General features: G+C 58.4%; 23 protein-coding genes and 2 pseudogenes. 15 read left to right on the top strand and 10 right to left on the bottom strand.

What is annotated here, in order from left to right; all coding sequences use genetic code 11:
* Positions 1-124: 124 nt before the first annotated feature.
* Entirely contained in the window at positions 125-943 is an 819-nt protein-coding gene (locus tag IV01_RS11850) for an aldo/keto reductase (protein ID WP_032628836.1), read from the bottom strand.
* On the opposite strand from IV01_RS11850, the gene IV01_RS27070 reads away from it, so the two are divergent.
* Both IV01_RS27070 and IV01_RS11855 read left to right on the top strand, forming a co-directional pair.
* Positions 942-1,094: a hypothetical protein gene (locus tag IV01_RS27070; RefSeq protein ID WP_229636123.1), complete on the top strand. Its 153-nt coding sequence runs from the start codon at positions 942-944 to the stop codon at positions 1,092-1,094. The genes IV01_RS11850 and IV01_RS27070 overlap by 2 nt on opposite strands.
* Positions 1,095-1,266: 172 nt before the next feature.
* Positions 1,267-1,566 (top strand): hypothetical protein, encoded by a 300-nt coding sequence (locus IV01_RS11855; protein WP_032628835.1) that lies wholly within the window; start codon positions 1,267-1,269, stop codon positions 1,564-1,566.
* Positions 1,567-1,731: 165 nt separating this feature from the next.
* Here the strand turns inward: IV01_RS11855 and IV01_RS11860 are convergent, their stop codons facing one another.
* Positions 1,732-2,634 carry a Ku protein gene (locus tag IV01_RS11860; RefSeq protein ID WP_032628834.1) on the bottom strand — a complete coding sequence of 301 codons (903 nt, stop codon included), beginning with the start codon at positions 2,632-2,634 and terminating at the stop codon, positions 1,732-1,734.
* Between the two features lie 272 nt (positions 2,635-2,906).
* On the opposite strand from IV01_RS11860, the pseudogene ssuD reads away from it, so the two are divergent.
* Positions 2,907-4,042 (top strand): annotated as a pseudogene (gene ssuD / locus IV01_RS0125125) (FMNH2-dependent alkanesulfonate monooxygenase).
* A 174-nt stretch (positions 4,043-4,216) separates the two neighbouring features.
* Entirely contained in the window at positions 4,217-5,314 is a 1,098-nt protein-coding gene (locus IV01_RS11865) for a sigma-54 interaction domain-containing protein (RefSeq protein WP_032628832.1), read from the top strand.
* A 14-nt stretch (positions 5,315-5,328) separates the two neighbouring features.
* Here the strand turns inward: IV01_RS11865 and IV01_RS11870 are convergent, their stop codons facing one another.
* Positions 5,329-5,664 (bottom strand): hypothetical protein, encoded by a 336-nt coding sequence (locus IV01_RS11870; protein ID WP_032628831.1) that lies wholly within the window; start codon positions 5,662-5,664, stop codon positions 5,329-5,331.
* Between the two features lie 104 nt (positions 5,665-5,768).
* On the opposite strand from IV01_RS11870, the gene soxR reads away from it, so the two are divergent.
* Entirely contained in the window at positions 5,769-6,230 is a 462-nt protein-coding gene (soxR, locus tag IV01_RS11875) for a redox-sensitive transcriptional activator SoxR (protein WP_032628829.1), read from the top strand.
* Positions 6,231-6,346: 116 nt separating this feature from the next.
* On the opposite strand, the gene IV01_RS11880 is transcribed toward soxR, so the two are convergent.
* Together IV01_RS11880 and IV01_RS11885 are read right to left on the bottom strand one after the other, a co-directional pair.
* Positions 6,347-7,777, bottom strand: a complete 1,431-nt coding sequence (locus IV01_RS11880) for an FAD/NAD(P)-binding protein (protein ID WP_032628828.1) — start codon at positions 7,775-7,777, stop codon at positions 6,347-6,349.
* 221 nt (positions 7,778-7,998) lie between these two features.
* On the bottom strand, positions 7,999-8,562 hold the full coding sequence (locus tag IV01_RS11885) for a helix-turn-helix domain-containing protein (protein ID WP_032628826.1): 564 nt from the start codon (positions 8,560-8,562) through the stop codon (positions 7,999-8,001).
* A 90-nt stretch (positions 8,563-8,652) separates the two neighbouring features.
* Here IV01_RS11885 and IV01_RS11890 point away from each other — a divergent pair, with 90 nt between their 5' ends.
* The 7 genes from IV01_RS11890 (at position 8,653) to IV01_RS11920 (ending at position 15,831) form a co-directional block, all read left to right on the top strand.
* Complete coding sequence (locus tag IV01_RS11890; protein ID WP_032628824.1) at positions 8,653-9,588, top strand: DMT family transporter; 936 nt, start codon at positions 8,653-8,655, stop codon at positions 9,586-9,588.
* 140 nt (positions 9,589-9,728) lie between these two features.
* Positions 9,729-12,671: a monovalent cation/H+ antiporter subunit A gene (locus IV01_RS11895; RefSeq protein ID WP_032628823.1), complete on the top strand. Its 2,943-nt coding sequence runs from the start codon at positions 9,729-9,731 to the stop codon at positions 12,669-12,671.
* Positions 12,671-13,015 (top strand): Na+/H+ antiporter subunit C, encoded by a 345-nt coding sequence (locus tag IV01_RS11900; protein ID WP_032628821.1) that lies wholly within the window; start codon positions 12,671-12,673, stop codon positions 13,013-13,015. The genes IV01_RS11895 and IV01_RS11900 overlap by 1 nt, the downstream gene beginning before the upstream one ends.
* Positions 13,012-14,697: a monovalent cation/H+ antiporter subunit D gene (locus IV01_RS11905; protein WP_032628819.1), complete on the top strand. Its 1,686-nt coding sequence runs from the start codon at positions 13,012-13,014 to the stop codon at positions 14,695-14,697. Before IV01_RS11900 ends, IV01_RS11905 begins: the two co-directional genes overlap by 4 nt.
* Entirely contained in the window at positions 14,694-15,182 is a 489-nt protein-coding gene (locus tag IV01_RS11910) for a Na+/H+ antiporter subunit E (RefSeq protein WP_032628817.1), read from the top strand. Before IV01_RS11905 ends, IV01_RS11910 begins: the two co-directional genes overlap by 4 nt.
* Positions 15,179-15,457: a K+/H+ antiporter subunit F gene (locus IV01_RS11915; RefSeq protein WP_032628815.1), complete on the top strand. Its 279-nt coding sequence runs from the start codon at positions 15,179-15,181 to the stop codon at positions 15,455-15,457. The genes IV01_RS11910 and IV01_RS11915 overlap by 4 nt, the downstream gene beginning before the upstream one ends.
* Positions 15,454-15,831 (top strand): Na+/H+ antiporter subunit G, encoded by a 378-nt coding sequence (locus tag IV01_RS11920; RefSeq protein ID WP_032628812.1) that lies wholly within the window; start codon positions 15,454-15,456, stop codon positions 15,829-15,831. The genes IV01_RS11915 and IV01_RS11920 overlap by 4 nt, the downstream gene beginning before the upstream one ends.
* A gap of 19 nt (positions 15,832-15,850) precedes the next feature.
* Here the strand turns inward: IV01_RS11920 and IV01_RS11925 are convergent, their stop codons facing one another.
* Complete coding sequence (locus IV01_RS11925; RefSeq protein ID WP_032628849.1) at positions 15,851-16,318, bottom strand: hypothetical protein; 468 nt, start codon at positions 16,316-16,318, stop codon at positions 15,851-15,853.
* A gap of 449 nt (positions 16,319-16,767) precedes the next feature.
* Here IV01_RS11925 and IV01_RS27065 point away from each other — a divergent pair, with 449 nt between their 5' ends.
* Complete coding sequence (locus IV01_RS27065; protein ID WP_080290308.1) at positions 16,768-16,998, top strand: hypothetical protein; 231 nt, start codon at positions 16,768-16,770, stop codon at positions 16,996-16,998.
* A 200-nt stretch (positions 16,999-17,198) separates the two neighbouring features.
* Positions 17,199-17,438: a DUF2789 domain-containing protein gene (locus tag IV01_RS11935; protein ID WP_032628808.1), complete on the top strand. Its 240-nt coding sequence runs from the start codon at positions 17,199-17,201 to the stop codon at positions 17,436-17,438.
* Between the two features lie 60 nt (positions 17,439-17,498).
* Here IV01_RS11935 and IV01_RS11940 read toward each other — a convergent pair whose 3' ends face one another.
* Entirely contained in the window at positions 17,499-18,971 is a 1,473-nt protein-coding gene (locus IV01_RS11940) for a T6SS phospholipase effector Tle1-like catalytic domain-containing protein (RefSeq protein ID WP_050507602.1), read from the bottom strand.
* Between the two features lie 258 nt (positions 18,972-19,229).
* A pseudogene (locus IV01_RS27495) lies at positions 19,230-20,255 on the bottom strand (methyl-accepting chemotaxis protein); the annotation flags it as partial.
* An 849-nt stretch (positions 20,256-21,104) separates the two neighbouring features.
* On the opposite strand from IV01_RS27495, the gene IV01_RS25920 reads away from it, so the two are divergent.
* Complete coding sequence (locus IV01_RS25920; protein ID WP_050507599.1) at positions 21,105-23,351, top strand: ATP-binding protein; 2,247 nt, start codon at positions 21,105-21,107, stop codon at positions 23,349-23,351.
* Positions 23,352-23,402: 51 nt separating this feature from the next.
* Here the strand turns inward: IV01_RS25920 and IV01_RS11950 are convergent, their stop codons facing one another.
* Positions 23,403-23,807, bottom strand: coding sequence for a TraR/DksA family transcriptional regulator (locus IV01_RS11950; protein ID WP_027897818.1), 405 nt, complete (start codon positions 23,805-23,807; stop codon positions 23,403-23,405).
* A gap of 187 nt (positions 23,808-23,994) precedes the next feature.
* Positions 23,995-25,014, bottom strand: coding sequence for a Gfo/Idh/MocA family oxidoreductase (locus IV01_RS11955; RefSeq protein WP_032628803.1), 1,020 nt, complete (start codon positions 25,012-25,014; stop codon positions 23,995-23,997).
* Positions 25,015-25,102 lie beyond the last annotated feature (88 nt).

The following is a 25,102-nucleotide window of genomic DNA, read 5'->3' as shown; positions in this document are numbered from 1 at the left end:
CATGAAAAACACCCCAGAGGTTGGACGGGTGTCCAACTTTTGGGGCGCACTTCATAATTACGATCTAAATGTGGGAGCGGTGCTTGCCCGCGATAAGGTCAGCGCAGATATTGAGTGGGAACCCTCACCCCACCAAATCAATCAGCTGCTCACGCTGTGCATCAGTCAGCATCGGCCCAAAACCCGCGCCTGCGTTATCCAGCATGTAGCGCGGGTTACCAGTCCCGGGGATCACGCAGGTGACAGCCGGGTGGGCCAGCAGAAATTTCAGCGCCAGCTGGGCCCAACTATTGACCTGGACCTGTGCGGCCCAGCCCGGTAACGGCTTGTCTTTCAATCGACCCAGCAGCCCGCCACCGCCAAACGGTCGATTGCAGATCACCGCCACCCCCCTTTCACGGCACAGCGGCAGAATGCGCTTCTCCACCGCCCGGTCGTCCAGCGCATAGTTGATCTGCAGAAAATCCATCTGCTCAGCCTTGAGCACCGCTTCGACGTCATCGTAAGCCGATGAGGTGTAGTGCGTGATGCCGACGTAGCGGATGCGCCCTTCCTCTTTCCACTTGCGCAGCGTCGGCAGATGGGTTTTCCAGTCCAGCAGGTTATGGATCTGCATCAGATCGATGCGGTCGGTTTGCAGCAGCTTGAATGACTGCTCCATCTGCTCAATACCTTCCTTGCGCCCTCTGGTCCAGACTTTGGTGGCGAGGAACGCGGGCGAGCGAGGCTTGTGGATAGAGAGCAATTCGCCGGTGGTCTGCTCCGCACGACCGTACATGGGCGAGCTGTCGATCACCGTGCCGCCCTTCTCGAAAAGAGCATCCAGCACGCCGGGCAGATTTTTATAGGCGGCACTGGAGGTCGCGACATCAAAACCGCGATAAGTCCCCAGCCCGACCACAGGGAGTGGCTCGTTGCTGGAAGGAATGGCCCGAGTCAGCATGGTCTTGCCTCCTGTGCCCAATACCGACGGCGCAGTCGGCGAGGGGATGGTGGGCGGCCTGGCCTGTGCGGCGGCCGAGTCGAGAGTGAAAACTGCAGAGACGCCAGCAGCCAGAGTGAGTATTCGTCTGCGTGTAAAAACAGCCGGGTGAGTCATGGAGTTCCCCTTGCCTGTTCGTGCGAGCCCTTTGCGACTAATGATTGATCGACCCTGATTTGCCGGGCCGGTTCACAACCGTTGGGGTGATTGGAGGTCACAAGGGTGGAACGACCGCTTGCGTCGGTACGTCTGACCTGTAACGACTCACTCAAAGGCACACCGCAATGGACAAGACGATCACCGTAGATCAGCTGGCTACCACTGACCTTAGATCAATCAATGAGATATGGCTTGGGGGGACCCATACCCAGCTCTGCCTGTGGCGTGGCGAACAGGTGTTCAGCCACGACATGATGAGCGAAGGCACTCACGATCAGAATGCCCGCCGCCTGTGCCTGCAACTGGTCAACCCTGATGATCAAGCCGCCGTTGCCAACGTCGAAGTCATAGTGCGTGAGCGCCTCGAAAAAATGGGCATGGAGGGCGAGTTTTATCCGGCTGAGGATGTGGATACTCATCAATAGCAGGCAATCGGCGCTGGAGCGCCTTGTGTCGGAGCGAATTCATCCGCGAAGCGTTAGGCGGGAAAAATACCTATGCCTGATAAAACGCTTTCACGAATGAATTCGCTCCAACGGATCCGGCTTCCGCCGCTGGAAACCGGGTAAACCTGAAATCGATTCAAAACCTCAGGACGCCTTGGTGGTCTTCTTGCGTGGCGGAGCGCGGCGTTTGGCAGGGGCTTTCTCCGCTTCGGTCTTGCTGGCAGCCGCCGGTTTTACCGGTTTTTTGCTGACTGATCCTTTACCCGCCAGGCTACGTTTAAGCAGCTCGGTAAGGTCGATGACATCGGCACTTTTGCGTTCGCCTTCGTCGGTTTCCGTCTCGACATTCTCGATCTTGCCTTCCTTAGCCTTGGTTTCCACCAGGTGCATGATCTGCTCCTGGAAGGTGTCGCGGTACTCGTCAGGCGACCAGTCGGCACTCATGTCTTCGACCAGACGCTTGGCCATGGTCAGCTCGCTTTTGTTGAGCTTCACGTCGGTTACCGCTTCGGTCAGCTCAAGGGTGTCCAGACCGCGAACCTCTGCGGGCCAGCGCAACAAGACCAACACCATCGCCGACTCCAGCGGCATCACCGCCGCCAAGTGCTGACGGGTATGCAATACCACGTTGGCCAAGGCGACTTTTTTGGTCTGTACCAGGGTTTCGCGCAGCAGCGCATAAACCTTTTCGCCGCGTTTATCCGGTGCCAAGTAGTAAGGAGTTTCGATGTTTTGCAGAGGGATCTGCTGACTGTCGACGAAGCCAAAGATTTCGATAGTCTGTGTTGATTTGGGATGCGCGGCGCGGATTTCTTCCTCACTGAGAACGACGTATCGACCTTTCTCGTATTGCACACCCTTGACGATATTCTCCTTGGTCATCTCCTTGCCGGTCACCTTGTTGATCCGTTTGTACCCCACAGGATCCATGCTGCGCTTGTCCAGCCAGTCAAAATCCACGCCTTGGGACGACGTCGCCGACACCAGCGCGACGGGGATATGCACCAGCCCAAAACTGATCGCGCCCTTCCAGATTGCCCTAGCCATCGCCTGATTCCCTGTCTGAGTTGTATGAAAGTGACCGGGGGGACGGGGGGAAAGTTTCGACGAGATGACGGAGTGACGGTGCTCAAATCGAGAGCCATCCAACAGAGAACTTTGGGCACCCACTTCGCGCATATATGCAATTAAGCTATAAAAATATTGATATACGTTCTTTTGAGGAATAACTCCTAGCCTTTATAACAGTGGGCACTTGCTGGCTGCGCAACAGCCATTCAACACACGCACCAGTGCCCTAACAGGCTCAAGGATTTTTCATGGATGTTTTCTGGTTTCTTCCCACTCACGGCGATGGTCATTATCTGGGCACCAGCAAAGGCGCCCGCCCGGTGACCTTGAATTACCTCAAGCAAGTGGCGCAGGCCGCAGACGATCTTGGGTACCACGGTGTCCTTATTCCCACCGGCCGCTTTTGTGAGGACTCTTGGGTGATCGCCTCGGCGCTGGTGCCGTTGACCGAAAAATTGAAGTATCTAGTGGCGATTCGGCCGGGCATTATTTCCCCGACGGTGTCAGCTCGCATGGCGGCAACCCTGGATCGACTGTCCGGTGGGCGTCTGCTGATCAATGTGGTCACGGGCGGTGATCCTGACGAAAACCGTGGCGATGGCAGCTTTCTTGATCACAGCGAACGCTATGAAGTCACTGATGAATTTCTGCGGATCTGGCGTCGCGTATTGCAAGGCGAAGCCGTGGATTTTGAAGGCAAGCATTTGCGTGTGCAAAACGCCAAGGCACTGTATCCACCGATTCAGAAGCCCTATCCGCCGCTGTATTTCAGTGGCTCATCTGAGGCAGCCCATGAGCTGGCGGCTGATCAGGTGGATGTGTATCTGACATGGGGCGAGCCACCCGCGGCGGTCGCCGAAAAACTTGCCGATGTGCGCGAACGTGCCGCCGCAAAGGTCGCACGGTGAAGTTCGGGATCCGGTTGCACGTGATCGTGCGCGAAACCAGCGAGGAAGCCTGGAAAGCCGCCGACACCTTGATCGAGCACATCAGCGACGAAACCATCGCGTCTGCGCAGAAATCTTTCTCCCGCTTCGACTCCGAAGGCCAGCGGCGCATGGCCGCCCTCCACGACGGCCGCCGTGACAATCTGGAAATTGCCCCGAATCTCTGGGCAGGTGTGGGTCTGGTCCGTGGCGGTGCCGGGACCGCGCTGGTGGGCAACCCTCAGGAAGTCGCTGCGCGCATCAAGGAATACGCCGACCTGGGCATCGAGAGCTTCATCTTTTCCGGCTATCCGCACCTTGAGGAAGCCTATCGCTTCGCCGAACTGGTCTTCCCCCTGCTGCCGGAGCCGTACCGCAGCCTGGCCGGGCGCGGCATCACCAACCTCACCGGACCGTTCGGGGAAATGATCGCCAACGATTTGCCGCCGCAGCGCTGATGCGTGGGAGCCGGGTGGGAGCGAGCTTGCTCGCGAAGACGATGTTTCAGTCTAGAAAGGTGCGGCGTCTGTACCGGCCCTTTCGCGAGCAAGCTCGGCTCCCACAGAACCCCGTTTATTCAGATGGCTTGTGTGAGTTTCAAGACCTGATTCCATTTAATAAGAAGTGACCCCATGCAGCTACTGACCCTCCCCCCCACCCCCGCGCTGGCGACTTCGATTCGCGCCACCGCCCAGGTGTTCGAGGACCCCAAATCCAGAGCGTTGCTCGCGCACCTCAAGCAGGTCGCGCCCAGCGATGCCAGCGTGCTGATCATTGGTGAAACTGGTACCGGCAAAGAGCTGGTGGCACGGCACATTCACAGCCTGAGCGAACGTCGCGATCAACCTTTTGTAGCGGTCAATTGCGGGGCGTTCTCAGAGTCATTAGTGGAAGCCGAACTTTTCGGCCATGAAAAAGGGGCCTTTACCGGGGCCGTAGGCGCTAAGGCGGGATGGTTCGAGGAAGCCAACGGCGGCACGCTGTTTCTGGACGAAATCGGTGATCTGCCCATGCCGATTCAGGTCAAACTGTTGCGCGTACTTCAGGAGCGGGAAGTCGTACGTCTGGGCTCGCGCAAAAGCATTCCCATCAATGTACGGGTCCTGGCTGCCACCAATGTGCAACTGGAAAAAGCGATCAACGCAGGGCACTTTCGCGAAGACCTTTATTACCGACTGGACGTTGTCAATCTGGAACTGCAGCCGTTGCGCGAGCGGCCTGGCGACATCCTGCCGCTGGTCCGTCACTTCATCGCTGTTTACAGTCAGCGCCTGGGTTACGGTGCGATTCGCATCACTGCCGAGGCCGAGCAAAAACTCAATCAGTACAGTTGGCCGGGCAATATCCGCGAACTGGAAAACGTCATACACCACACTTTGCTGATCTGCCGCGATGGCGTGATCCAGCGTGACGACTTGCGCCTCTCCAATCTGCGCATCGATCGCGACGACTTGTATGCGAGCGATGAAAGCGCAGAGACCCTGCTGCAACGCGCCTTCCACAAACTGTTCGAAGAACAGGCCGGCGCACTGCACGAGAAAGTAGAGGATGCCTTGTTGCGTGCGGCCTATCATTTCAGCCACGGCAATCAGGTGCACACCGCCGCCCTGCTGGGCCTGACCCGAAACGTCACTCGCACGCACCTGATCAGAATTGGCGAGCTGGCGGTGAACAAGCGACGCGCCGGGGAGAATGTACAAGGTGACCGTGTGATGAAAGTCTCGGTCTGAGCGATCAGGCTCCTTCAAACTCTGGGACTGATGTTCCCGGCCACCTGAAACGTACGGAAAGTCACAGCCTTGACGCCATGTTGGAAAAGCATTGCAGTGAAATGCTGCGGCCCGGATTCGGCATTGAGCATTGCCTGTTCGCTGGTTTTTCTGGATTTCCAGAGAATCTGCTCAAGCACTCTGGCGCCGTCGTCGCTGGCTTCAACGCTGGCGCTGATGAATCCGGGATAGGTGCACGTATGGCGCTCGATCTGCTCGATCAATGCCGTCACTAGCTGACTTTGCTGACCAGGATTGACGACGAATTCAACCAACTGATTAAACCCGCGATGCGCGTGTGCTGACCCCATGACTAACCTCCAGTGACTGTTCCATTCGGGTGTTGCATTTCCGAAGGCTCGCAGGGTAAAACCTCTACTTAACTTTAGGTCAAGTGGTCGCTTCGGAAAACAGCATGGCAAACAACACTAAAACGGCCCATCCCGCTCAGCAATTGAGTGTCGGTCAACTGGCAGCACGCAGTGGCGTGACAGTCACGGCCTTGCATTTTTATGAAACCAAGGGGCTTATCAGCAGCCAGCGTAACGCCGGCAATCAGCGCCGCTACCCCAGGGAAATGCTGCGCAGGGTCGCACTGATCAAGGTCGCCCAGCGTCTGGGCATACCGCTTGCCAATATCCACGCCGCCCTGCAAACCCTGCCCGAGAACCGAACGCCGACAGCGGCAGACTGGAACAAACTGTCAGCGACGTGGAAAACCGATCTGGACGAACGCATCGCCCGCCTGACGGAACTGCGCGATCAGTTGACGGGCTGCATAGGTTGCGGATGTCTGTCGATGCAGGCTTGCCCGCTGCGCAATTGGGGGGATCAGTTGAGTGAGCAGGGGTCGGGGGCGGTGTTGTTGGACTCGTGATTTTTCGACACAGCGTATATGACCAGTAGGAGCGCGCTTGCCCGCGATAGCGTCAGGTCAGGAAACATAATTTTCGCGGACATACCGCCATCGCGGGCAAGCGCGCTCCTACAGGGTCACCTATCGGTGGAGACACTTGCCAATCTCATCGCCAGCGCCTTGGCCTGCAGCGCCACGTCGGTCACGGCGGTGCTTTCCCACCACATGCCACGCAACGGCGGCCCCATGGCGAATAGCCGGTCTGAAACCTGGCCCTGGGCATCGAGCACCGCGCCTCCCGGATCAGCGGCGATACCCAGCGCCAGTGGCCCGGGCTGAATCAAACCCCGCTCCAGCAGTTGCTTGGGCAGTGGCCGGTCAACTCGTCGCCAGTCGTACTCGATGCCGGTGGAGTTGATCAACGCATCGCCAACCACCGTTGTCGATAGCGTTTCACCCCGGCGACGAATGCGGATCTGCAGTTGGCCCGACGGCAAGATTTCGAAGCTCTGCAATGACGCGGCATGAATCGTAACCCGTCCCTCTTCGATCAACCGGGCAAGCAGCGCAGCGCTCAGGGGTGGCGAACGATGGTGATGACTTTCCCACCACGGCCGCACGTGACGCACGAACTGACGACGCTGCACATCTGAAGCCTGGTTCCACAAACGGCCGATGTTGACGCGTACGGTATCCAGTGGTGCTTGCCAGTCGATGCCGCGCTCAATTGCCAACTGGCATTGCTCGCGCACTGCGCGCAGCAATTGCCGGGTGCTGCGGATGCTGTGATCCTCGCCAAGGAAATCCGCCCAGGCGGGTGGCTGGCGACGAACATGGGGCAGCAATCCATGCCGGGAGAATATGTCCACCGGGCCGCGATGCCCCGCCTGCTGCAACGAGACCACGGCATCGACCATGGTCAACCCGGAACCGATGATCAACACCCGGGCCTGCGGATCCAGTTCGCGCATCGCAGCGACATTCCACGGATCAACGGCGGCCGCATTCAGCCCGCTGGACTGGCGCTGGGGAGTACGGGAGGCGGCGTACATGCCCGTGGCCAATACGGCAAATTGCCCGTGCAGCGTCTGCCCATCACCCAATTTGATGTTCACACTGGCGTCATTGACCTGAAGATCCACCACCTCGCCCTGCACATGCCCGGCGCTGGAGCCTCGCGTGACACCTATCGCCCGAGCTTCAGCGAGGCGCTGCTGCACATACACGCCAAACAGGCCACGGGGTGGAAACAACTCGGCGACCGGCACGTCTTGCTCATGAGCCTCAGGCCAGCCACCTGCGGCGATAAAGTCGGTCAGCCATTGAGTCAGGTCATCGGCGTTGTCCGGATCAACACTCATGCGTGCAGCGTTGCCGTTGAGGGTGTGCCCCAGCTCCGTGGCGCTATAGGCCTCGCCCCTGCCCAACTCGGCGCGCGGCTCGATAATCAGAATGCGCCGCTTGCCGGGCAGGCGCAGAAGTTGCACAGCCAGCATGCTGCCGCTGAGGCCGCCGCCGACGATCAGGATGTCGGCGTTCTCGGTTTGTGGGGCATGTGTGGGATTCATGGTCGGGAAGCGCTCCTGTCAAACACGAAATGACTGGCTGAAATGGAGTGTATTTTTGTGGGAGCGAATTCATTCGCGAAGCGATAGGACCTCCAAAGCATCAGTGCCTGACACTCCGCATTCGCGAATGAATTCGCTCCCACGGGGATTAGTTGGTCCCGAAGGACCGGCTTCAGCCGGGAGGTCACCATCCGGTCGATCCGCGCATACGCAGCAACACTTTACAACACCACATTACGCACAAAGCGCACGCTCACTTCACCCTGATTTTCATAACTGTGGGCCTGGTTACTGGCAAACATGAAAAACCCGCCGGGGCCGACCTGGTGGACTTTTTCCGGCAAATTGACCGTCAGATGACCTTCCACCACATACACCTGCTCGCTCCAGCCATCTGGGTCGGCTTCGGAAGCGTAGGCCTCCCCCGGCTCCAGGCTGAACTCCCATAGCTCCACCTCGCGGCGGGCCGTGGCCTTGGCCAGCAAGACGGCGCGGCTGCCAGGGATCGAACCCGCCCAGGCCACTTCATTGATGCGGCTGGAATCGCGATGATCGGGAGCCTGGATCAGGTCACTGAACGCGACTTCCAGCGCTTCGGCGACCCGATCGAGAGTGGCGAGGCTGACGTTCTTTTCTCCGGCTTCAATCGCCACCAGCATCCGTCGACTGACGCCGGACTTTTCCGCCAAGGCGGTCTGGCTCATGTCCAGCGCGTTACGCAAGCGGCGCACATTCTGGCTGACGTGCTGCAACACTGGCGCACGCTGCAAATTGTCATTGCTCAATATTTATCTCTCTCAAAACAATTGCGCAGTATACTGCCCAGCTTTCGATACCGTGCGCTCGTTTGACACACGCTAAAGCCAGTGAGAAGTATGAAGTCTAACTCCATAACGCCCCGCGTCAGTAAAGCCGAAGCCGTTCTGATTTTTATCACAGTCCTGTGGGGCGGTACTTTTCTGATCGTGCAGCATGCGATGACGGTCAGCGGGCCGATGTTTTTCGTCGGTCTGCGCTTTGCCGCCGCAGCAATCTTCGTTGCCTTGTGCTCGATCAAGGTTCTGCGCGGGTTTACCTTGCTGGAAATGAAGGCCGGGGTCGGCATCGGCGCAGCCATCATGCTCGGTTACGGCTTGCAGACCATCGGCCTGCAAACCATCCCCAGCAGTCAATCGGCCTTCATCACGGCGCTCTATGTCCCATTCGTGCCGCTGTTGCAGTGGCTGGTGCTGGGCCGTCGGCCGGGGTTGATGCCAAGCCTGGGCATTGGTCTGGCGTTTGCCGGACTGATGCTGGTGGCAGGTCCCGAAGGTGCCGCCTTGCAGTTCAGCTCAGGAGAAATTGCCACGGTGGTGAGCGCGGTCGCAATCGCCGCTGAAATCATTCTGATCAGCGCTTATGCGGGCAAGGTGGACGTGCGCCGGGTAACAGTGATTCAGTTGGCGACCGCTTCGCTGCTGTCGTTTCTGATGATCGTGCCCACCGGGGAACAGTTGCCGGACTTCTCCTGGCTGCTGGTGATTACCGCCGTCGGCTTAGGGGCGATGAGCGCGGTGATTCAGGTGGCTATGAACTGGGCGCAGAAAACCGTCTCACCAACCCGTGCCACAGTCATTTATGCCGGTGAACCGGTATGGGCCGGGATTGTTGGTCGCCTTGCGGGAGAACGCCTGCCGGGCATCGCGTTATTGGGCGCCGCGTTAATCGTGGCCGGGGTGATCGTCAGCGAAATGAAGGGCCGCCGTAAACTCGCTGAAGAGACTGTGGAATCCAGTAAAGAAGACCCCCAAGCGTTTAAAGAAGCAGACTGACGACAAACCAAAACAGCGCTTAACTACAGAGAACCAAGCTTGTTCCGACAAGGTCTGTAGGATTCTGCGACACCTTGGCGGTTGGTGATCAACAGCCCAGCACGTATGATCCTTGACATTTCTCTGCAGATTAGAAGCCTATGTCCCTGATAGTTCTACTGCTTCTGCCTTTCATCGGCAGCTGTCTAGCGGCTTTTTTGCCGCACAATGCGCGTAACGCTGAATCCATTCTCGCAGGCCTTGTGGCCGTGACCGGTGCAATTCAGGTTGCCTTGTGGTACCCGCAGATTGTCGACGGCGGGGTGATTCGCGAAGAATATTTCTGGCTGCCCAGCCTGGGACTCAATTTCGTCCTGCGCATGGACGGCTTTGCCTGGCTGTTTTCCATGCTAGTGCTGGGCATCGGCGCGTTGGTTGCGCTCTACGCCCGTTATTACATGTCGCCTGATGATCCGGTACCGAGGTTTTTCGCCTTCTTCCTGGCCTTCATGGGCGCAATGCTCGGACTGGTGATCTCCGGCAATCTGATCCAGATGGTGTTCTTCTGGGAGCTGACCAGCGTTTTCTCGTTCCTGTTGATTGGCTATTGGCACCACCGGGCTGATGCGCGCCGCGGCGCTTACATGGCGTTGATGGTTACCGGTACAGGTGGCCTGGCGTTGCTGGTGGGGGTAATGCTGCTGGGGCATGTGGTGGGCAGTTACGACCTGGATCGGGTTCTGGCGTCCGGTGAAGCGATCCGTGCCCATGCTTTGTACCCGGTATTACTGACCCTGATTCTGATTGGTGCCTTGAGCAAGAGCGCGCAGTTCCCGTTCCATTTCTGGCTGCCCCACGCCATGGCGGCACCAACGCCGGTATCCGCCTACTTGCACTCGGCGACCATGGTCAAGGCCGGCGTGTTTTTACTGGCGCGATTCTGGCCGGCCTTGTCCGGTACCGAGCAATGGTTCTGGATGGTCAGTGGCGCGGGTGCGTGCACGCTGATCATTGGGGCCTATGCCGCGATTTTCCAGAATGACCTCAAAGGCCTTCTCGCCTACTCGACCATCAGCCATCTCGGCCTGATTACCCTGCTGCTGGGCCTGAACAGCCCTCTGGCCGCGGTCGCTGCGGTGTTTCACATCCTTAACCATGCGACGTTCAAGGCTTCGCTGTTCATGGCGGCCGGGATCATCGACCACGAAAGCGGCACTCGAGACATTCGCAAACTCAGCGGACTGATCAAGCTGATGCCCTATACGGCAACGCTGGCGATGGTTGCCAGCGCGTCCATGGCCGGGGTTCCGCTGCTCAACGGCTTCCTGTCCAAGGAAATGTTCTTCGCGGAAACAGTGTTTATTTCGTCATCGGCCTGGGTCGAAATGGCACTGCCGGTGATCGCGACCATTGCCGGGACCTTCAGCGTCGCCTACTCCCTGCGCTTCACCGCGGACGTATTTTTCGGCCCTAAAGCGACTGACCTGCCCCATACCCCCCATGAGCCGCCCCGCTGGATGCGCGCCCCGGTCGAGTTCCTGGTGATTGCCTGTGTGATTGTCGGGATTTTCCCGGCGCAGTCCGTTGCCCCCTTGCTGGCAGCCGCGGCTCAGCCTGTGGTCGGCGGCATGCTGCCTGAGTACAGTCTCGCGGTCTGGCACGGCTGGAATGCGCCGATGATCATGAGCCTGATCGCCATGGCAGGCGGCATTCTCTTGTATCTGCTGCTGCGCCAGCCCTTTAAGCAGCATCGCTTCGCTGGGCCGCCGCTGGTGAATCGCCTCAATGGCAAGCGCTTCTTTGAGCGTTCGCTGATCTTGCTGACCCGCTGGGCGCGACGACTCGAAAGGAATATCAGCACCGGGCGCTTGCAGCCCCAGTTGTTCCTCGTGGTGCTCGCTGCACTGATTGGCGGTTTCATTCCGATGTACTTCAGCGGCCTGACTTGGGGCGATCGACCGAAGATCCCGGGTTCCGGCGTGTTCGTGACCTTGTGGATTATCGCTATTGCCTGTGCGTTGGGTGCCGCCTGGCAGGGTAAGTATCACCGGCTGGCGGCGGTGATCATGGTCAGCGTCTGCGGGTTGATGACCTGTGTGACGTTTGTCTGGTTCTCCGCCCCGGATCTGGCCCTGACTCAGTTGGTGGTCGAAGTGGTCACTTCGGTGCTGATCCTGCTGGGCCTGCGCTGGCTGCCGCGACGCAACGAAGATGTGATGCCCTCGGTCAGTACGCGCCTGCGCGCCAGAACTCGCCGGGTTCGCGATCTGATCCTGTCGATCCTGGTGGGCGGCGGCATGGCATTGCTGTCCTACGCGATGCTGACTCGCGCGACACCCAACACCATATCGTCGTTCTACCTCAGCCGGGCCATACCCGAAGGCGGCGGCAGCAACGTGGTCAATGTGATGCTGGTGGACTTCCGCGGTTTTGATACCTTCGGCGAGATCACCGTGCTGGCCGCGGTGGCACTGACGGTGTTTGCGCTGCTGCGACGCTTCCGTCCGCCTAAAGAAAGCATCGCACTGCCCGCCCAGCAACGTCTGCTGGCGAGGGATGTGGTCACCGATCTGGTCAACCCGCGCAGCGCCAGCGACACGGCACTGGGCTTCATGATGGTACCGGCGGTGCTGGTTCGCTTGCTGCTGCCGATTGCGGTGGTGGTTTCCATGTATCTGTTCATGCGCGGCCACAATCAGCCGGGCGGCGGCTTTGTCGCCGGCCTTGTAATGTCGGTGGCGTTCATTCTGCAATACATGGTCGCGGGCACCCAGTGGGTCGAAGCCCAGATGCGACTGCGCCCGCTGCGCTGGATGGGCACCGGGCTGTTGTTCGCCATCGGCACCGGGCTGGGCTCGATGTTCTTCGGCTATCCGTTCATGACCACCCACACCGCGCATTTCGCTCTGCCAGTGTTGGGCGATATCCACGTGGCCAGCGCCTTGTTCTTTGATGTTGGCGTCTATGCAGTGGTCGTGGGCTCAACCCTGCTGATCCTTACGGCCCTGGCGCACCAGTCGGTCCGTAGCCATCGCCCGACGTCACTGCCCAAGCCAGTGCCAACCCCCATAGCCGAACTCATGGCCGAAAAAGGAGCCAGCTGATGGAAGAAGTCATCGCAATCGCCATCGGAGTACTGGCCGCCTCCGGCGTGTGGTTGATCCTGCGGCCGCGAACCTTTCAGGTCGTCATGGGCCTGTGCTTGCTGTCCTATGGCGTGAACCTGTTCATTTTCAGTATGGGCAGCCTGTTTATCGGCCGTGAACCGATCATCAAAGACGGCGTGCCACAGGATCTGCTGCACTACACCGACCCGTTGCCTCAGGCATTGGTACTCACTGCCATTGTCATCAGCTTTGCCATGACCGCATTGTTTCTCGTACTGCTGCTGGCTTCCCGGGGTCTGACCGGCACCGACCATGTAGACGGCCGGGAGCCCAAAGAATGACGTGGATGAATCAACTGATCGTTGCGCCGATCCTGCTGCCATTGCTGACGGCCGCGATCATGCTGTGGATCGGCGAAAAACATCGCCCGCTCAAGGCGCAAATCAATCTGTGGTCCAGCATCCTCGGGCTGGGGATTTCCATCACCTTGTTCATGTGGGTGCAGACAACTGGCACCACGGGTTCAATTGGCGTGTACTTGCCCGGCAACTGGGAAGTGCCGTTCGGCATTGTGCTGGTGGTGGATCACCTGTCGGCGATGATGCTGGTGCTGACCGGCATCGTCGGGGTCTGCGCGTTACTGTTCGCACTGGCTCGCTGGGATCGCGCCGGCGCCAGCTTCCACGCACTGTTCCAGATCCAACTGATGGGCTTGTATGGCGCGTTCCTCACCGCCGACCTGTTCAACCTGTTCGTCTTCTTTGAAGTGATGCTGGCGGCGTCCTACGGTTTGATGCTGCACGGCTCCGGACGCGCCAGAGTCTCGGCGGGTTTGCATTACATTGCGATCAACTTGCTGGCTTCTTCGCTGTTTCTGATCGGCGCGGCGCTGATTTATGGAGTCACCGGTACGCTGAACATGGCGGATCTGGCGATCAAGATTCCTCAGGTGCCTGAAGCTGATCTGGGTTTGCTGCATGCGGGGGCCGCCATTCTGGCCGTGGCCTTTCTGACCAAGGCGGGCATGTGGCCGCTGAATTTCTGGCTTGCTCCGGCCTATTCCGCCGCGAGTGCGCCGGTTGCGGCGATGTTCGCCATCATGACCAAGGTTGGCTTCTATACCCTGCTGCGGCTCTGGACGCTGCTGTTTTCGGTGCAGGCAGGTCCATCCGCGTTCTTCGGCGCTGACTGGCTGATTTACGGCGGCATGGCGACCATCGCCACCGCAGCAGTGGCGATCCTGGCGGCGCAACGTCTGGAACGCATGGCCAGCCTGAGCATTCTGGTGTCGGCGGGCATCCTGCTGTCAGCAATCGGTTTTGCCCAACCCAGCCTGACCGCTGGCGCGCTGTTCTATCTGGTCAGCTCCACCCTGGCGTTGAGTGCCATGTTCCTGCTGGCTGAATTGATCGAACGCTCACGCTCTGTCAATGACATGGCAATGGATGATGACCCAGACCAGCTGCCGCGCACGATGGAATCCTTGAACCCGCCACCGGGCACCAATCTGGACGATGAGCAGAAAGCCGTGGTTGGCCAGGTCATCCCCATGACCATGGCCTTCCTGGGCTTGAGCTTCATCATTTGCGCCCTGCTGATCATCGGCATGCCGCCGCTCTCCGGCTTCATCGGCAAACTGAGCTTGCTCAGTGCGCTGCTCAATCCGTTGGGACTCGATGTTGCGCAGGACGAACCCATCTCCAGCCAAGGCTGGATGCTGGTCGGCCTGCTGATTTTCTCGGGTATGGCCTCACTGCTGACATTTTCCAGGGTGGGGATCAAACGCTTCTGGACGCCACAGGAGCGCCCTTCTCCGCTGCTGCGGCGCTATGAGTGTCTGCCCATCGTGATTCTGCTGGGCCTGTGCATCACGCTGACCTTTCAGGCCGAACCGCTGCTGCGCTACACCCGCGACACGGCGGCGGCGTTGCATGAACCCAAGCAATATATCCAGTCAGTCATGGCGACCCGGCCGCTGCCAGGGCCTGTCAGTGATACCGGAGTTTCGGCGGTGCAGCCATGAAACGTTATTTTCCCGCTCCCTGGTTTTCCGTGGCACTGGCGGTGCTGTGGCTGGTGCTGAACCTTTCACTGAGTCCAGGCAACCTGCTGCTCGCCGTGCTGCTGGGCTTTCTAGCGCCATTACTGATGGCGCCGCTGCGTCCTTTGCCTGTGAGCATCCGCAACCCGGCGGTCATCCTGCGACTGTTCTTGCTGGTGGGTAAGGAGGTGGTGATTTCCAACCTGGCCGTGGCCTGGACCGTCTGGACCGCCAGACGTCATCCACCCCGCTCGGCGTTCGTCAAAGTGCCATTGGACTTGCGTGACGCCAATGGACTGGCGGCGCTCTCAATGATCACCACAGTGATACCTGGCACCGTGTGGTCCGAACTGGCACTGGATCGCAGCGTCTTGCTGATGCACGTGTTCGATCTTGCAGACGAGGCGCAATTCATTGAGCACTTCAAGCACACCTACGAACGCCCGCTGATGGAGATTTTCGAATGACTGCCTTGCTCAGCAACGCCATTCTGGCCAGCCTGCTGATCTTCGCCCTCGCCATGGTCCTGACTCTGGTGCGCCTGCTCAAAGGCCCTTCGGCTCAGGACCGGGTTCTGGCGCTGGATTATCTGTACATCATCGCCATGTTGATGATGCTGGTGCTGGGCATCCGCTACGCCAGTGACACCTACTTCGAGGCCGCCCTGCTGATCGCCTTGTTCGGCTTTGTCGGCTCGTTTGCCCTGGCTAAATTCCTGTTGCGCGGAGAAGTGATCGAATGAATTCGTCCGAGGTCCTGCCGTTCTGGGTAGAGATTCTGACCGCCGCCCTGCTAATTATCAGCAGCCTGTTCGTGCTGACCGGCGCGCTGGGCATCCTACGCATGAAAGAGTTTTTCCAGCGCATGCATCCGCCCGCACTGGCTTCGACGCTGGGAGCCTGGTGCGTAGCGCTGGCGTCGATTATCTATTTCTCGGCGCTCAAGTCAGAGCCTGTGATACACGCCTGGCTGATCCCGATCCTCCTCTCGATCACCGTCCCGGTGACCACCTTGCTACTGGCCCGTACGGGGCTGTTTCGCAAGCGTATGGCCGGTGACGATGTCCCGCCAGAAGTGAGCAGTGGTAACGGTCAGGGGGATTCGGGCGGCAGCTGAAACAGCTGCCTGATCCCGCTTACTCGCTGGCCTTGAACGTCAGCTCGCCCTTGCGCCACTTGGCGGCTTTGGTGGTCGCGGTTTTCAATGTTTTGGTCAGCCCGCCCTGCAACTGCTCATGGGCGGCAAAGACCATCATGATGCCCTGGCCTTCCTTGAACACGATGCCATGGCCTTCGGGTATGTCGACATAAGCGTATTCGCCCAGGCCATACACCGTTATCTTGATATCCCGGAACTTGATCTCGAACTTCCCACCTTCACGGCTGGGCAATACCGCAGCGCGAAAATGATCGCCCACCTTGAGCTCAAGGCGTGGCTTGTCATCCACCACCAGTGCTGTCTCGGTATCGATTTCGGCGATGTAAATGTCTTCAGCCGATTGCTCGCATACGTACACAAAGCGAGACTGGAACTGCTTGACCAACTTGGCTCGCAGGTCACCCAGCACGAACAACGCGTGCGTCTCCAGATTACTTACTGCCAAAGTGCAAACCCCCAACCTGAATATGATTTCGCCCGACAAGGCGGACGATCGAAAGTGGACTGCCGTTACGCCCCTCTTGAACACATACAGCCAGATACAACCCAATGCAGGCAGACTGCATCACCACGCCGGTTGTTCGGGGAAGTCATGTGTGAAGAGAAGTCGACGATGCCGGAAACGCGATACGCAATCAGCGCTGGCACAAAAGAGATTCTACCGGGTGCCAGGGCCTGCCGCCTATATGCCTTTCGTCCGTAGCGGCAGTCATCGCCAATTCTGACAACAATGCCGCCTTCTGGTGCACAACTCATGGCTAGTTTCCTACGCCGTTGAGTACTAAATCATGCCGATGAGCATCAACAACTGCCATACTCGCGCAAATCAAAAAAGCCTGACACGGTGTTGCATGCTCCGGTCAGAAGCCAGTTTTCATCCAGGGGAAGGTAGTAGTGACTGAATTTGATATTGGCGAGTTTTTTGTCTGGGGTGAATGCAGAGAGGTAGAGGGTGAGTTTCAGGCTGTCATCGTCATGCGCGCCAAACAGCCCGGTGTTCCTGTCAGTTATCACCAGGTAGAGAAGGACCGCTGGTTCAAGACCGCCGAACTTGCCGCTCAAGCTGGCAGGGAACAGGCTCAAGAGTTGAAGAATGCTGTGGATGCTGGGGGTTTGAATCTTTAGATAGTCGGCAGCTGATCAATTGGCGTGACCTTATCGCGGTACAAGCATAGGTGCACGGCATCCTTTGGTGTACATGTCCATTGCTGCGGTAACAGCGGCAATGGATATCTACACCGAACTCTGCGCCCCACCCATGCTCTGATGCTTTACGCGGCTTGTAGCGTGTAAACCACAATCGGGTCCCGCACCCAGGAGCTACCATGGAATTGACTACACCCACCCTCGCCACCCTGTTCGAACAGCTGGGTCTCGCCTCGGACGATGAGAGTATTGATGCGTTCGTCGCAGCCCATTCGTTGCCAGAGGACGTAAAACTGATCGATGCTGATTTCTGGACACCACAGCAGGCGAACTTCCTCAAGGAGGAGCTGCGCGAAGACGCCGAGTGGGCACCGGTTGTTGATGAGTTGAATGTGCTGCTGCACAAGCCTGCAGAGTGACAAGTTCAACGGCCTGAATCTTCAGGCCGTTGCAAACAAGCTGTAGCGCGCTGCAGAAGACTATCCCGCAATGGCACTATTGGGGTGCAATACTCGCCCACCTTGTTGCGGTGCATGGACAAACCAGGCATCCGCCAGATTGCGGCGATTGCCGATCAGCGCACTCCAGTGAGCTGAGCGATGGATGTAACGGTGGCGTAATAGCCGCTCCTCGCGAGGATCAAGGGCATACGGCGCTCCTCTGGCATAGGCGATCAATTTCTGAGCGATGACGTGTAACTCAGGATGCAACATCAGCTCCTGGCTGATGGGCACCGGCAGGAAAGGCACACCCTCATCGCAGGCCAGTGCATGCATGACCCTAAGATTGACTCTCGAAAGATGCCCGAACACCTGGCGCTGCAGACAGACCGCGGCCATGACCGACGCGCCTCCGAATCTGTTACGACCCGCTTTTGGCGAGCGTGCCTCACACGCCACCGAAAGCGAAGCATGGGGATCCGCGCTGTCAAACCAGAGGTCAGACTGCATGGCCTGCATTTCGGCAAAGGTGTCTTGCCACGCCGAGGTCGATTCCCATGGCTCGTCGCCCGTCACTACACTCCAGCGCGGCCGTGTGATCAGTACGCGCTCCAGCATTTGCGGGTGATAACCCCCGCCGATATCGGAATGAGAACCGGGCAACGCTATTTCTCGAGTCCAAGGGGGCGTAATACTGTTCAGCGCAAAATTACGCCGCTCTTCATCCCGGGCGACCAGATGCAACACTTGCTCTGCACACCCCGGCGGCAGGTAGAGGTTGACCCGGTCATTATTCGCGTCGTTGACGCTTCCCATGTCTCTGATACTGCCGACGGCAGCAACCGTGTCGAATAAACCGATCACCTTCACTTTGACACCGCCGTTGCTCCAGGAAAAGCTCGGGCTCAGGGGCACGCATCGTCGGTTGAGTGTTGCTTCAAGTATGCCTTTATCCTTTTTGAGCACTTCATTGACAAAGTGCCGGGCCGCAGCAGCGCCACGGCTGAAGCCAAATACATCCAGCTCCAGACGATTAATCACGCAGCCGGGATTTTCACTGGCAAAGTTTTCCAGGCGGGCGCCCAGTTTCTTGAAAGCATGGCCGACTTTGGCAATCACACCGGTTGCGCCCCGGCCAAAACTTTGCCCCGACAAAAGCGAATCCCTGCGTCCCGACGTTGTGCCTATCCCGCTGACATAAACCGGCCAGTAAACCTTGAGCCCCGTCCCGTTGTTACTCGCCACCGGCTGGCATCGGTAGAGCTTTGCCAGTAGCGCCACATTGCTGAAATCATTGCTGTAGCTACTCGACGGGTCATCATGCCGACCCTTGCACTCCGAGATATGCTTGCCAGCATTGACTTCACTCATGGCGCGGCAATCCGCTGCGATCTGAGTATTGAATCGATTGTTCCCCGTTCCGTCGAAGAATATGCCGATCCGCACCGTGACTTCCAGCCGTGCAGTGCTGGCTTGCACTCTTGCTTCGTCTACTTTCCATGTATTTTTCATTCGTATATCCGCCGATTGGCGCAGCTGTTAAGCCAGCTGCTTTTGATTCAATAAATTTCATTGATATCTGCAGCTTGCTCAGCGATATACGTTCGTCAAGTTAGGGACAAGACTTTCAGACTTATCCCACAGACCTTGAGGACAAAATACATATAAATACTACAAGTACACCCCCGCCCCGCCCCCATCAATTAAACGCATGTATAACAATCGAATTGTTATTTTTACCCGACTCGAAGCCCGAACATCAGGTTGCAATCAAGCCTTAACTTGCGGTTTATAGCCCAGACGCAGACCGCCCCAATGACGACCTTTGACCATGATGGGCACTGAGAGATCGTGCATCAGCTCGCCGGTGTCACGGGTATAGGTTTGCAACAGTACAGCCTTCTGGTGACTGCCACAGCGAATGCCGGTGCGGTCGTCGAACTTGCGCTTACTGCGACTGCGCACCATATCGACACTCATATCACCGGTCGGCGGATTGCTGAAAGCCGTGTTATGCGTGGGAACGTAGCCGTCAGGTGTGCAGGCGATGGCAAACACCAGGCCGTCGTGTTGCGACAGCAAGGGTTCCTGAATACCCGGTAGAACCTGATCGGTATAACGATCGAAGCGAGTCTGGAACTTGGCTGGACTGGTATTGGCCACTGGCTGATAACGACGATCAAACAGGTCATCAATGGCAATCTTGCGTTCATCGATATCCAGCTCAAACCTGGCGGCAATCTGGCTCGCGCCTGAGCGGGCAAGGTCGTAGATACGCTGGTGGTAATCATCCAGGCCAACTTCGGCCAGACGCTCGCTGATGGTTTCTGCCTGACCTTCCATCTGCATGGCGGCCTGTGCCAGTTTACGGGTCTGCTCATCGCTGATCGCCAGATCGCTGCGCATCTGCTGGACAGCCACGAATAGACCCGCCAGCTGCTGCTGATTGGTCTCGGCGCCCTGAGCAATTTCGCTGACCTGGGTTTCCACCCCGGCCGTCAGGCGAGCAATGTTCTGCAAATGCTGACCAGTGAGTTCAACCTGCTCCACACCGGTATCCAGATCCGCCGAGAGCTGGCGAATCTGCTCCACTACCTGGCCCGTGCGCTGCTGGATGTCGGCCACCATTTGCCCGACCTCTTGCGTCGCACTGGCGGTACGCCCTGCAAGGCCACGCACCTCATCGGCCACCACCGCAAAGCCGCGTCCATGCTCCCCCGCCCTCGCCGCTTCAATAGCGGCGTTGAGCGCCAGCAGGTTGGTCTGGCTGGCAATCGACTGGATGACCAGGGCGACTTGCTGAATTTCCTCGCTCCGCTGGCTCAGGGCTTCAATCAATTGGCGACTGTCGACGGCACGTTTGCTGAGCACGTGCATACGGCTGATGGACTCGCCCAGGACGCCAAGGCCCTCATCACTGCGCTGCCGGGCTTCGGCTGATGCAGCCAGCGCCAGCTGACTCAATTGCGCGGTCTGGTGCTCGGTAGCGATCATCACGTCGGCGCTGCTGACGATCTGTTCTGCTGCGCCCAGCTGTGATTGCACTTTACCGGCCAGTTGTTTAACGGAAAACGCCACTGCAGCTGCCGACAAGGCGTTGTGGCTGGTCGTGCGGGACAAATCGCGGGTCAGCCGGCTGATACCGCCATCGCCTTGCTCTGCGGGGGGTGCAGCAGGTCGCGATGGAAACAACCTTGGCAGCCAGAGCGTAATCAACGCCAACGGCAACACCAAATACAGCGACAGCTGGAGCAAAGGCATGGCGATGAACAAGCCTGCCAACACAAGGCTTTGCAGGACCGCTACCCACCACTTGGCACCCGGGGTGAGCGCAACCTCCACAGGCCTCACACTGGAAGGTTTGTCGACCACAGATCCATTTGCGACCATTTCCTTTACCCCGTTTGTGCTTATCGTTATTTTGTCTGCATTAAACGCCGATTAAAGGCTTTTAGCCATGCGGCATTAGTTGTAAAAAGCGCAATGGCAGAACTCACAAGCATGGACCCTGTCGCATGTGCTGTGCAGTCCGTTTAATAGGCTGCGTTACCGCCCATTCAAATGATGTTGAGGGATGCCTTGCGTTCTGAATCCTCTTGTTCCAATGCGGACATTTTCATCGGCGAAAGCACGATGGCGCAGCGCATGAGAGCTCATGACTGGGCGTCCACTCCTTTAGGCCCTGCCGAGCACTGGCCGCAGTCGCTCAAGATGGCGCTGCGTATCTTGTTGACCTCGCGCTTCGACATGTGGCTGGGTTGGGGCGAGCAGGTGCATTTCTTCTACAACGATGCCTATAGACCGACGCTGGGGCAAAAGGACGCCTACGCGCTGGGCATGCCAGCCGGCGAACTCTGGTCGGAAATCTGGCCAGAGATCAAACCGCGCATTGATGAGGTTTATAAGCGCGGGGTCTCGACCTGGGACCAGTCGCTGCTGCTGATTCTGCTGCGCAACGAGCAGCCAGAAGAGACCTACCACAGTTTTTCCTACAGTCCGTTGCTGGGCGATCAGGGCGCGATTGAAGGCGTGTTCTGCGCGGTAATCGAAGACACCGCGCGGGTCCTCAACGAACGCCGCCTGGCGCTACTGCGCACAGTGTCCAGCGGCATGGTCAGCACCCGGGACCGGCAGAGCGTATTCAGCCAACTGCAGGACGCGCTCTGCTCAGAGAACCGTGACCTGCCGTTTACCCTGACCTTCACGCTGGACGCCAATGGCGTGGCGGAACTGGCCTCTAGCAGCGGCTTCGATTCCAGCAAGGACCCTGTCATCAGCCAACTGTGCCAACTCGGTCACCCAAACAGCGGGCAGTGTCTGCCCGAGGGCGTGGATGGCCTGGTTCTGCATGATCTGAGCAACCTCACCGGGGTTCTGCCTCGCGGGGCGTGGGACCGACCGCCAAACACCCTGGTCATGGCCCCGCTCAAAGGTGCCGACGGGCTGCTGCTCAATGGTTTCATGCTGGTTGGCTTGAACCCTAACCGGCCCAGGGACGCGGACTATCTAAGCTTTATCGAGCTGATCAGCGGCCAGGTCGCTTCCAGCCTGGTCCGGGTGGATGTCTATGAAGAAGAACATCAACGCGCTGAAGCATTGGCCGAGGCGTTGCAGATGCGACAGGCGGCGGCCGAGGTGCTGCATGAAGCCAACCGCCAACTGAGCGCTGAAGTCGAACAACGTAATCAGGCCCTCAACGAAGCGCTCGCCAAGCTGAGCGAAGAAGCCCGCGAGCGTGAAGCAATGCAGGAAGCTTTACGCCAATCACAGAAAATGGAGGCCTTGGGGCAACTGACCGGGGGTATCGCCCATGACTTCAACAATTTGCTGACGGGCATCATCGGTTCGCTGGACATGATCAGCCGTCGCAGCGCCAGCGGTAAACCGCTGGATACCCAGCGCTATATCGACGCGGCCACGCAGTCTGCCAATCGCGCTGCGACATTGACCCATCGTTTGCTGGCCTTCGCCCGACGCCAACCCTTGAACCCGCGCCCCACCGACGTAAACCTGCTGATGCTCTCCATGGAAGACTTGTTGCGTCGCTCCCTGCGGGAAAACACCCGCATGCACCTGTTTGCCCACGATGAGTTATGGCTGACGCTGTGCGACCCGCATCAACTGGAAAGCGCCCTGCTGAATCTGGTCATCAATGCCCGAGATGCCATGGGCGACGACGGTCAACTGACCCTCAGCGTGTCAAACGCCACACTGAACCAGGACGCCATTGCGGAGAAGGTTGACGCGGTGCCGGGTGACTACATCTGCATCAGCATTGAAGACACCGGCTGCGGCATGTCGACTGATGTCCTGGAGCATGCGTTCGAACCGTTCTATACCACCAAGCCCCTGGGCCAGGGCACCGGACTGGGACTTTCCATGGTCTATGGATTCGCCCGGCAGTCTGAAGGCTACGTGCGCATCGAGTCGACACCAGGGCAAGGCACCCGAGTGATGCTGTATCTGCCACGTCATCAGCAGATCGAAGACAGCCTCGACATGCAGGCCAGCGTTGTCCATTCACGGCCGGCGGGCGGCATGACGGTACTGGTTGTCGAGGATGAGCGGACGGTCCGCGAGCTGGTGGTAGAGGTGCTGCAGGATTTCGAATGCATCACGCTGCAGGCGGCGGATGGCATGGAGGGTCTGGCAATCCTCAACAGCAGCAAGCCAGTGGACCTGTTGATTAGCGACATCGGTTTGCCCGGCCTGAATGGCAGGCAACTGGCAGAAGCGGCGCGATTGACGCGTCCGGATTTACCCATCTTGCTAATGACCGGCTATGCGGAGAACGCGGCCCTTGCGGGCGGTTTTCAGGAGCAAGGCATGGATCTTCTGACCAAGCCCTTCACCCTTGCCGAACTGACGGCAAAAATCCGCGAGATGCTTTGAGCAACTCAGCCAGCGCGGAGCCTGACTCCGCGCTGGCTGCTGGCTGTTGAATCAGGCTTGACGCTGATGCTTGTCGATCTGTTCGTGACGCTCTTGCGCTTCGATGCAGTACTTGGTGGTCGGGCTGATCAGCAGGCGCTTGAGGCCGATAGGCTCGCCGCTGTCGTCACACCAGCCAAAGCTGTCATCGGCAATGCGCGACAAGGCCATTTCAAGCTGAGGCAGCATACGCTGATCACGATCGATCACATTGACGAGCCAGTGACGCTCTTCCTCGACGGAAGCAGCGTCGGCAGGATCGGCAGGCGTGTCCAGGCTTTCGATAGCAATACGGCTCTGCTCGATGCGCTCGTGGATTTCTACCTTCATACCCTGCAACAGCTCGACGAAGAAAGCATGCTGCTCGGCATTCATGTAGTCATCGGCCGGCATGGCCAGCAACTTTTCCTTTGTCATTGATTTCTCTATAAAAAAAACGTGCATTAAGGCGAATTAAGGAGCGGCTCTGCGTTGCCGTAAAAGCGCCATAGTCTCCAAGCGCCACCTGGCACTCAATTTACGAGGGGCGGCAGTCTAAGGCCGCCTTCGGCAGTCGGCAACTTATTTGCTTAACAAGTGCCGATTGACCGGGATGTACATCCCGTTACAACCGTACGACCTTGCCCTCCGTGGCGCTCAAACGCGCCGCGTCCAATACTTTTGCGGCTGCGACGGCATCATGAGGATCTACCGGGTTGGATGCGTATCCAGCCAGCGCTTCCTGCAACTGTTGATAGAACTGCGGCCAGCAACCGCGCTGCGACGGAACGGTTTCACGCTGATCCCCCTGCTCGAAGCGACCCCAGCGATCCTGGGATTCAATACCCCAACGCTCGCCTTCGGATTTGGGCGTGAGCCCTGCGAGCGAGGCGGCTTCCTGGCCGTCCAAGCCTTCGACGCTGTAACTGCCCTTGGAACCGCTGATCCGGAAACGCGGCCCTGGAAGATTCTGCAGACAATGCCCCACTAGATGCGAGATCACACCGTTGGCGTGAGTGAGGGCAACAAAAAAACCGTGATCCACTGGCTGTTCCGGGTTCAGGTAATCCAGCTCGGCATACACGCTGGTCACCGGACCGAACAGTTGAAGCGCCTGATCCACGAGATGGCTACCCAGATCGCGCAACATACCCCCGCCGGCGGTTTTACCGACCGACCGCGGCGAGTAACGTTCGACACGAGACTCAAACCGGGTCACTTCACCCAGGACCCCATCGTCGATCAGCTTGCGCACGGTCAGAAAATCAGAATCCCAACGACGGTTCTGGTAGACGCTGAGGAGCACGCCCTTGCGCTCTGCGGCATCGACCAACGCCCGCGCCTGTTCAGCATCCGACGCAAATGGCTTGTCACTGACCACCGCCACCCCTAGCTCGATGGCCTCAAGTATCAACGCCGGTCGAGAGTGCATGGGTGTAGAGATGGCAACCGCATCCACGCCTGCAGCGACCATGTCCGCCAGGCTGTCGAACGCCACCGCCTGAGGATGATCCTGAGCCAGCTCCAGGCGTCGCTCAGCTGAACGGGTCACTACGCCGACAAAAGTCGCATCCGGCAGGCTCGCGATAAACGGCGCATGAAAGTAGCGCCCTCCTTTACCGTATCCGACGAGTCCAATACGCATGTTTGCTCCTTTAGTTCGAGTGATTCTGAGACGCCAACTTTTACAGGCAACCGATTTAACAATTCGTTCAAAAACTTATACAAAAATA

The organism is Pseudomonas syringae (assembly GCF_000737245.1).
Taxonomy (GTDB): domain Bacteria; phylum Pseudomonadota; class Gammaproteobacteria; order Pseudomonadales; family Pseudomonadaceae; genus Aquipseudomonas; species Aquipseudomonas syringae_J.
The sequence above is the reverse complement of the archived record's forward strand: the minus strand, read 5'-3'. Positions and strand labels throughout refer to the sequence as shown.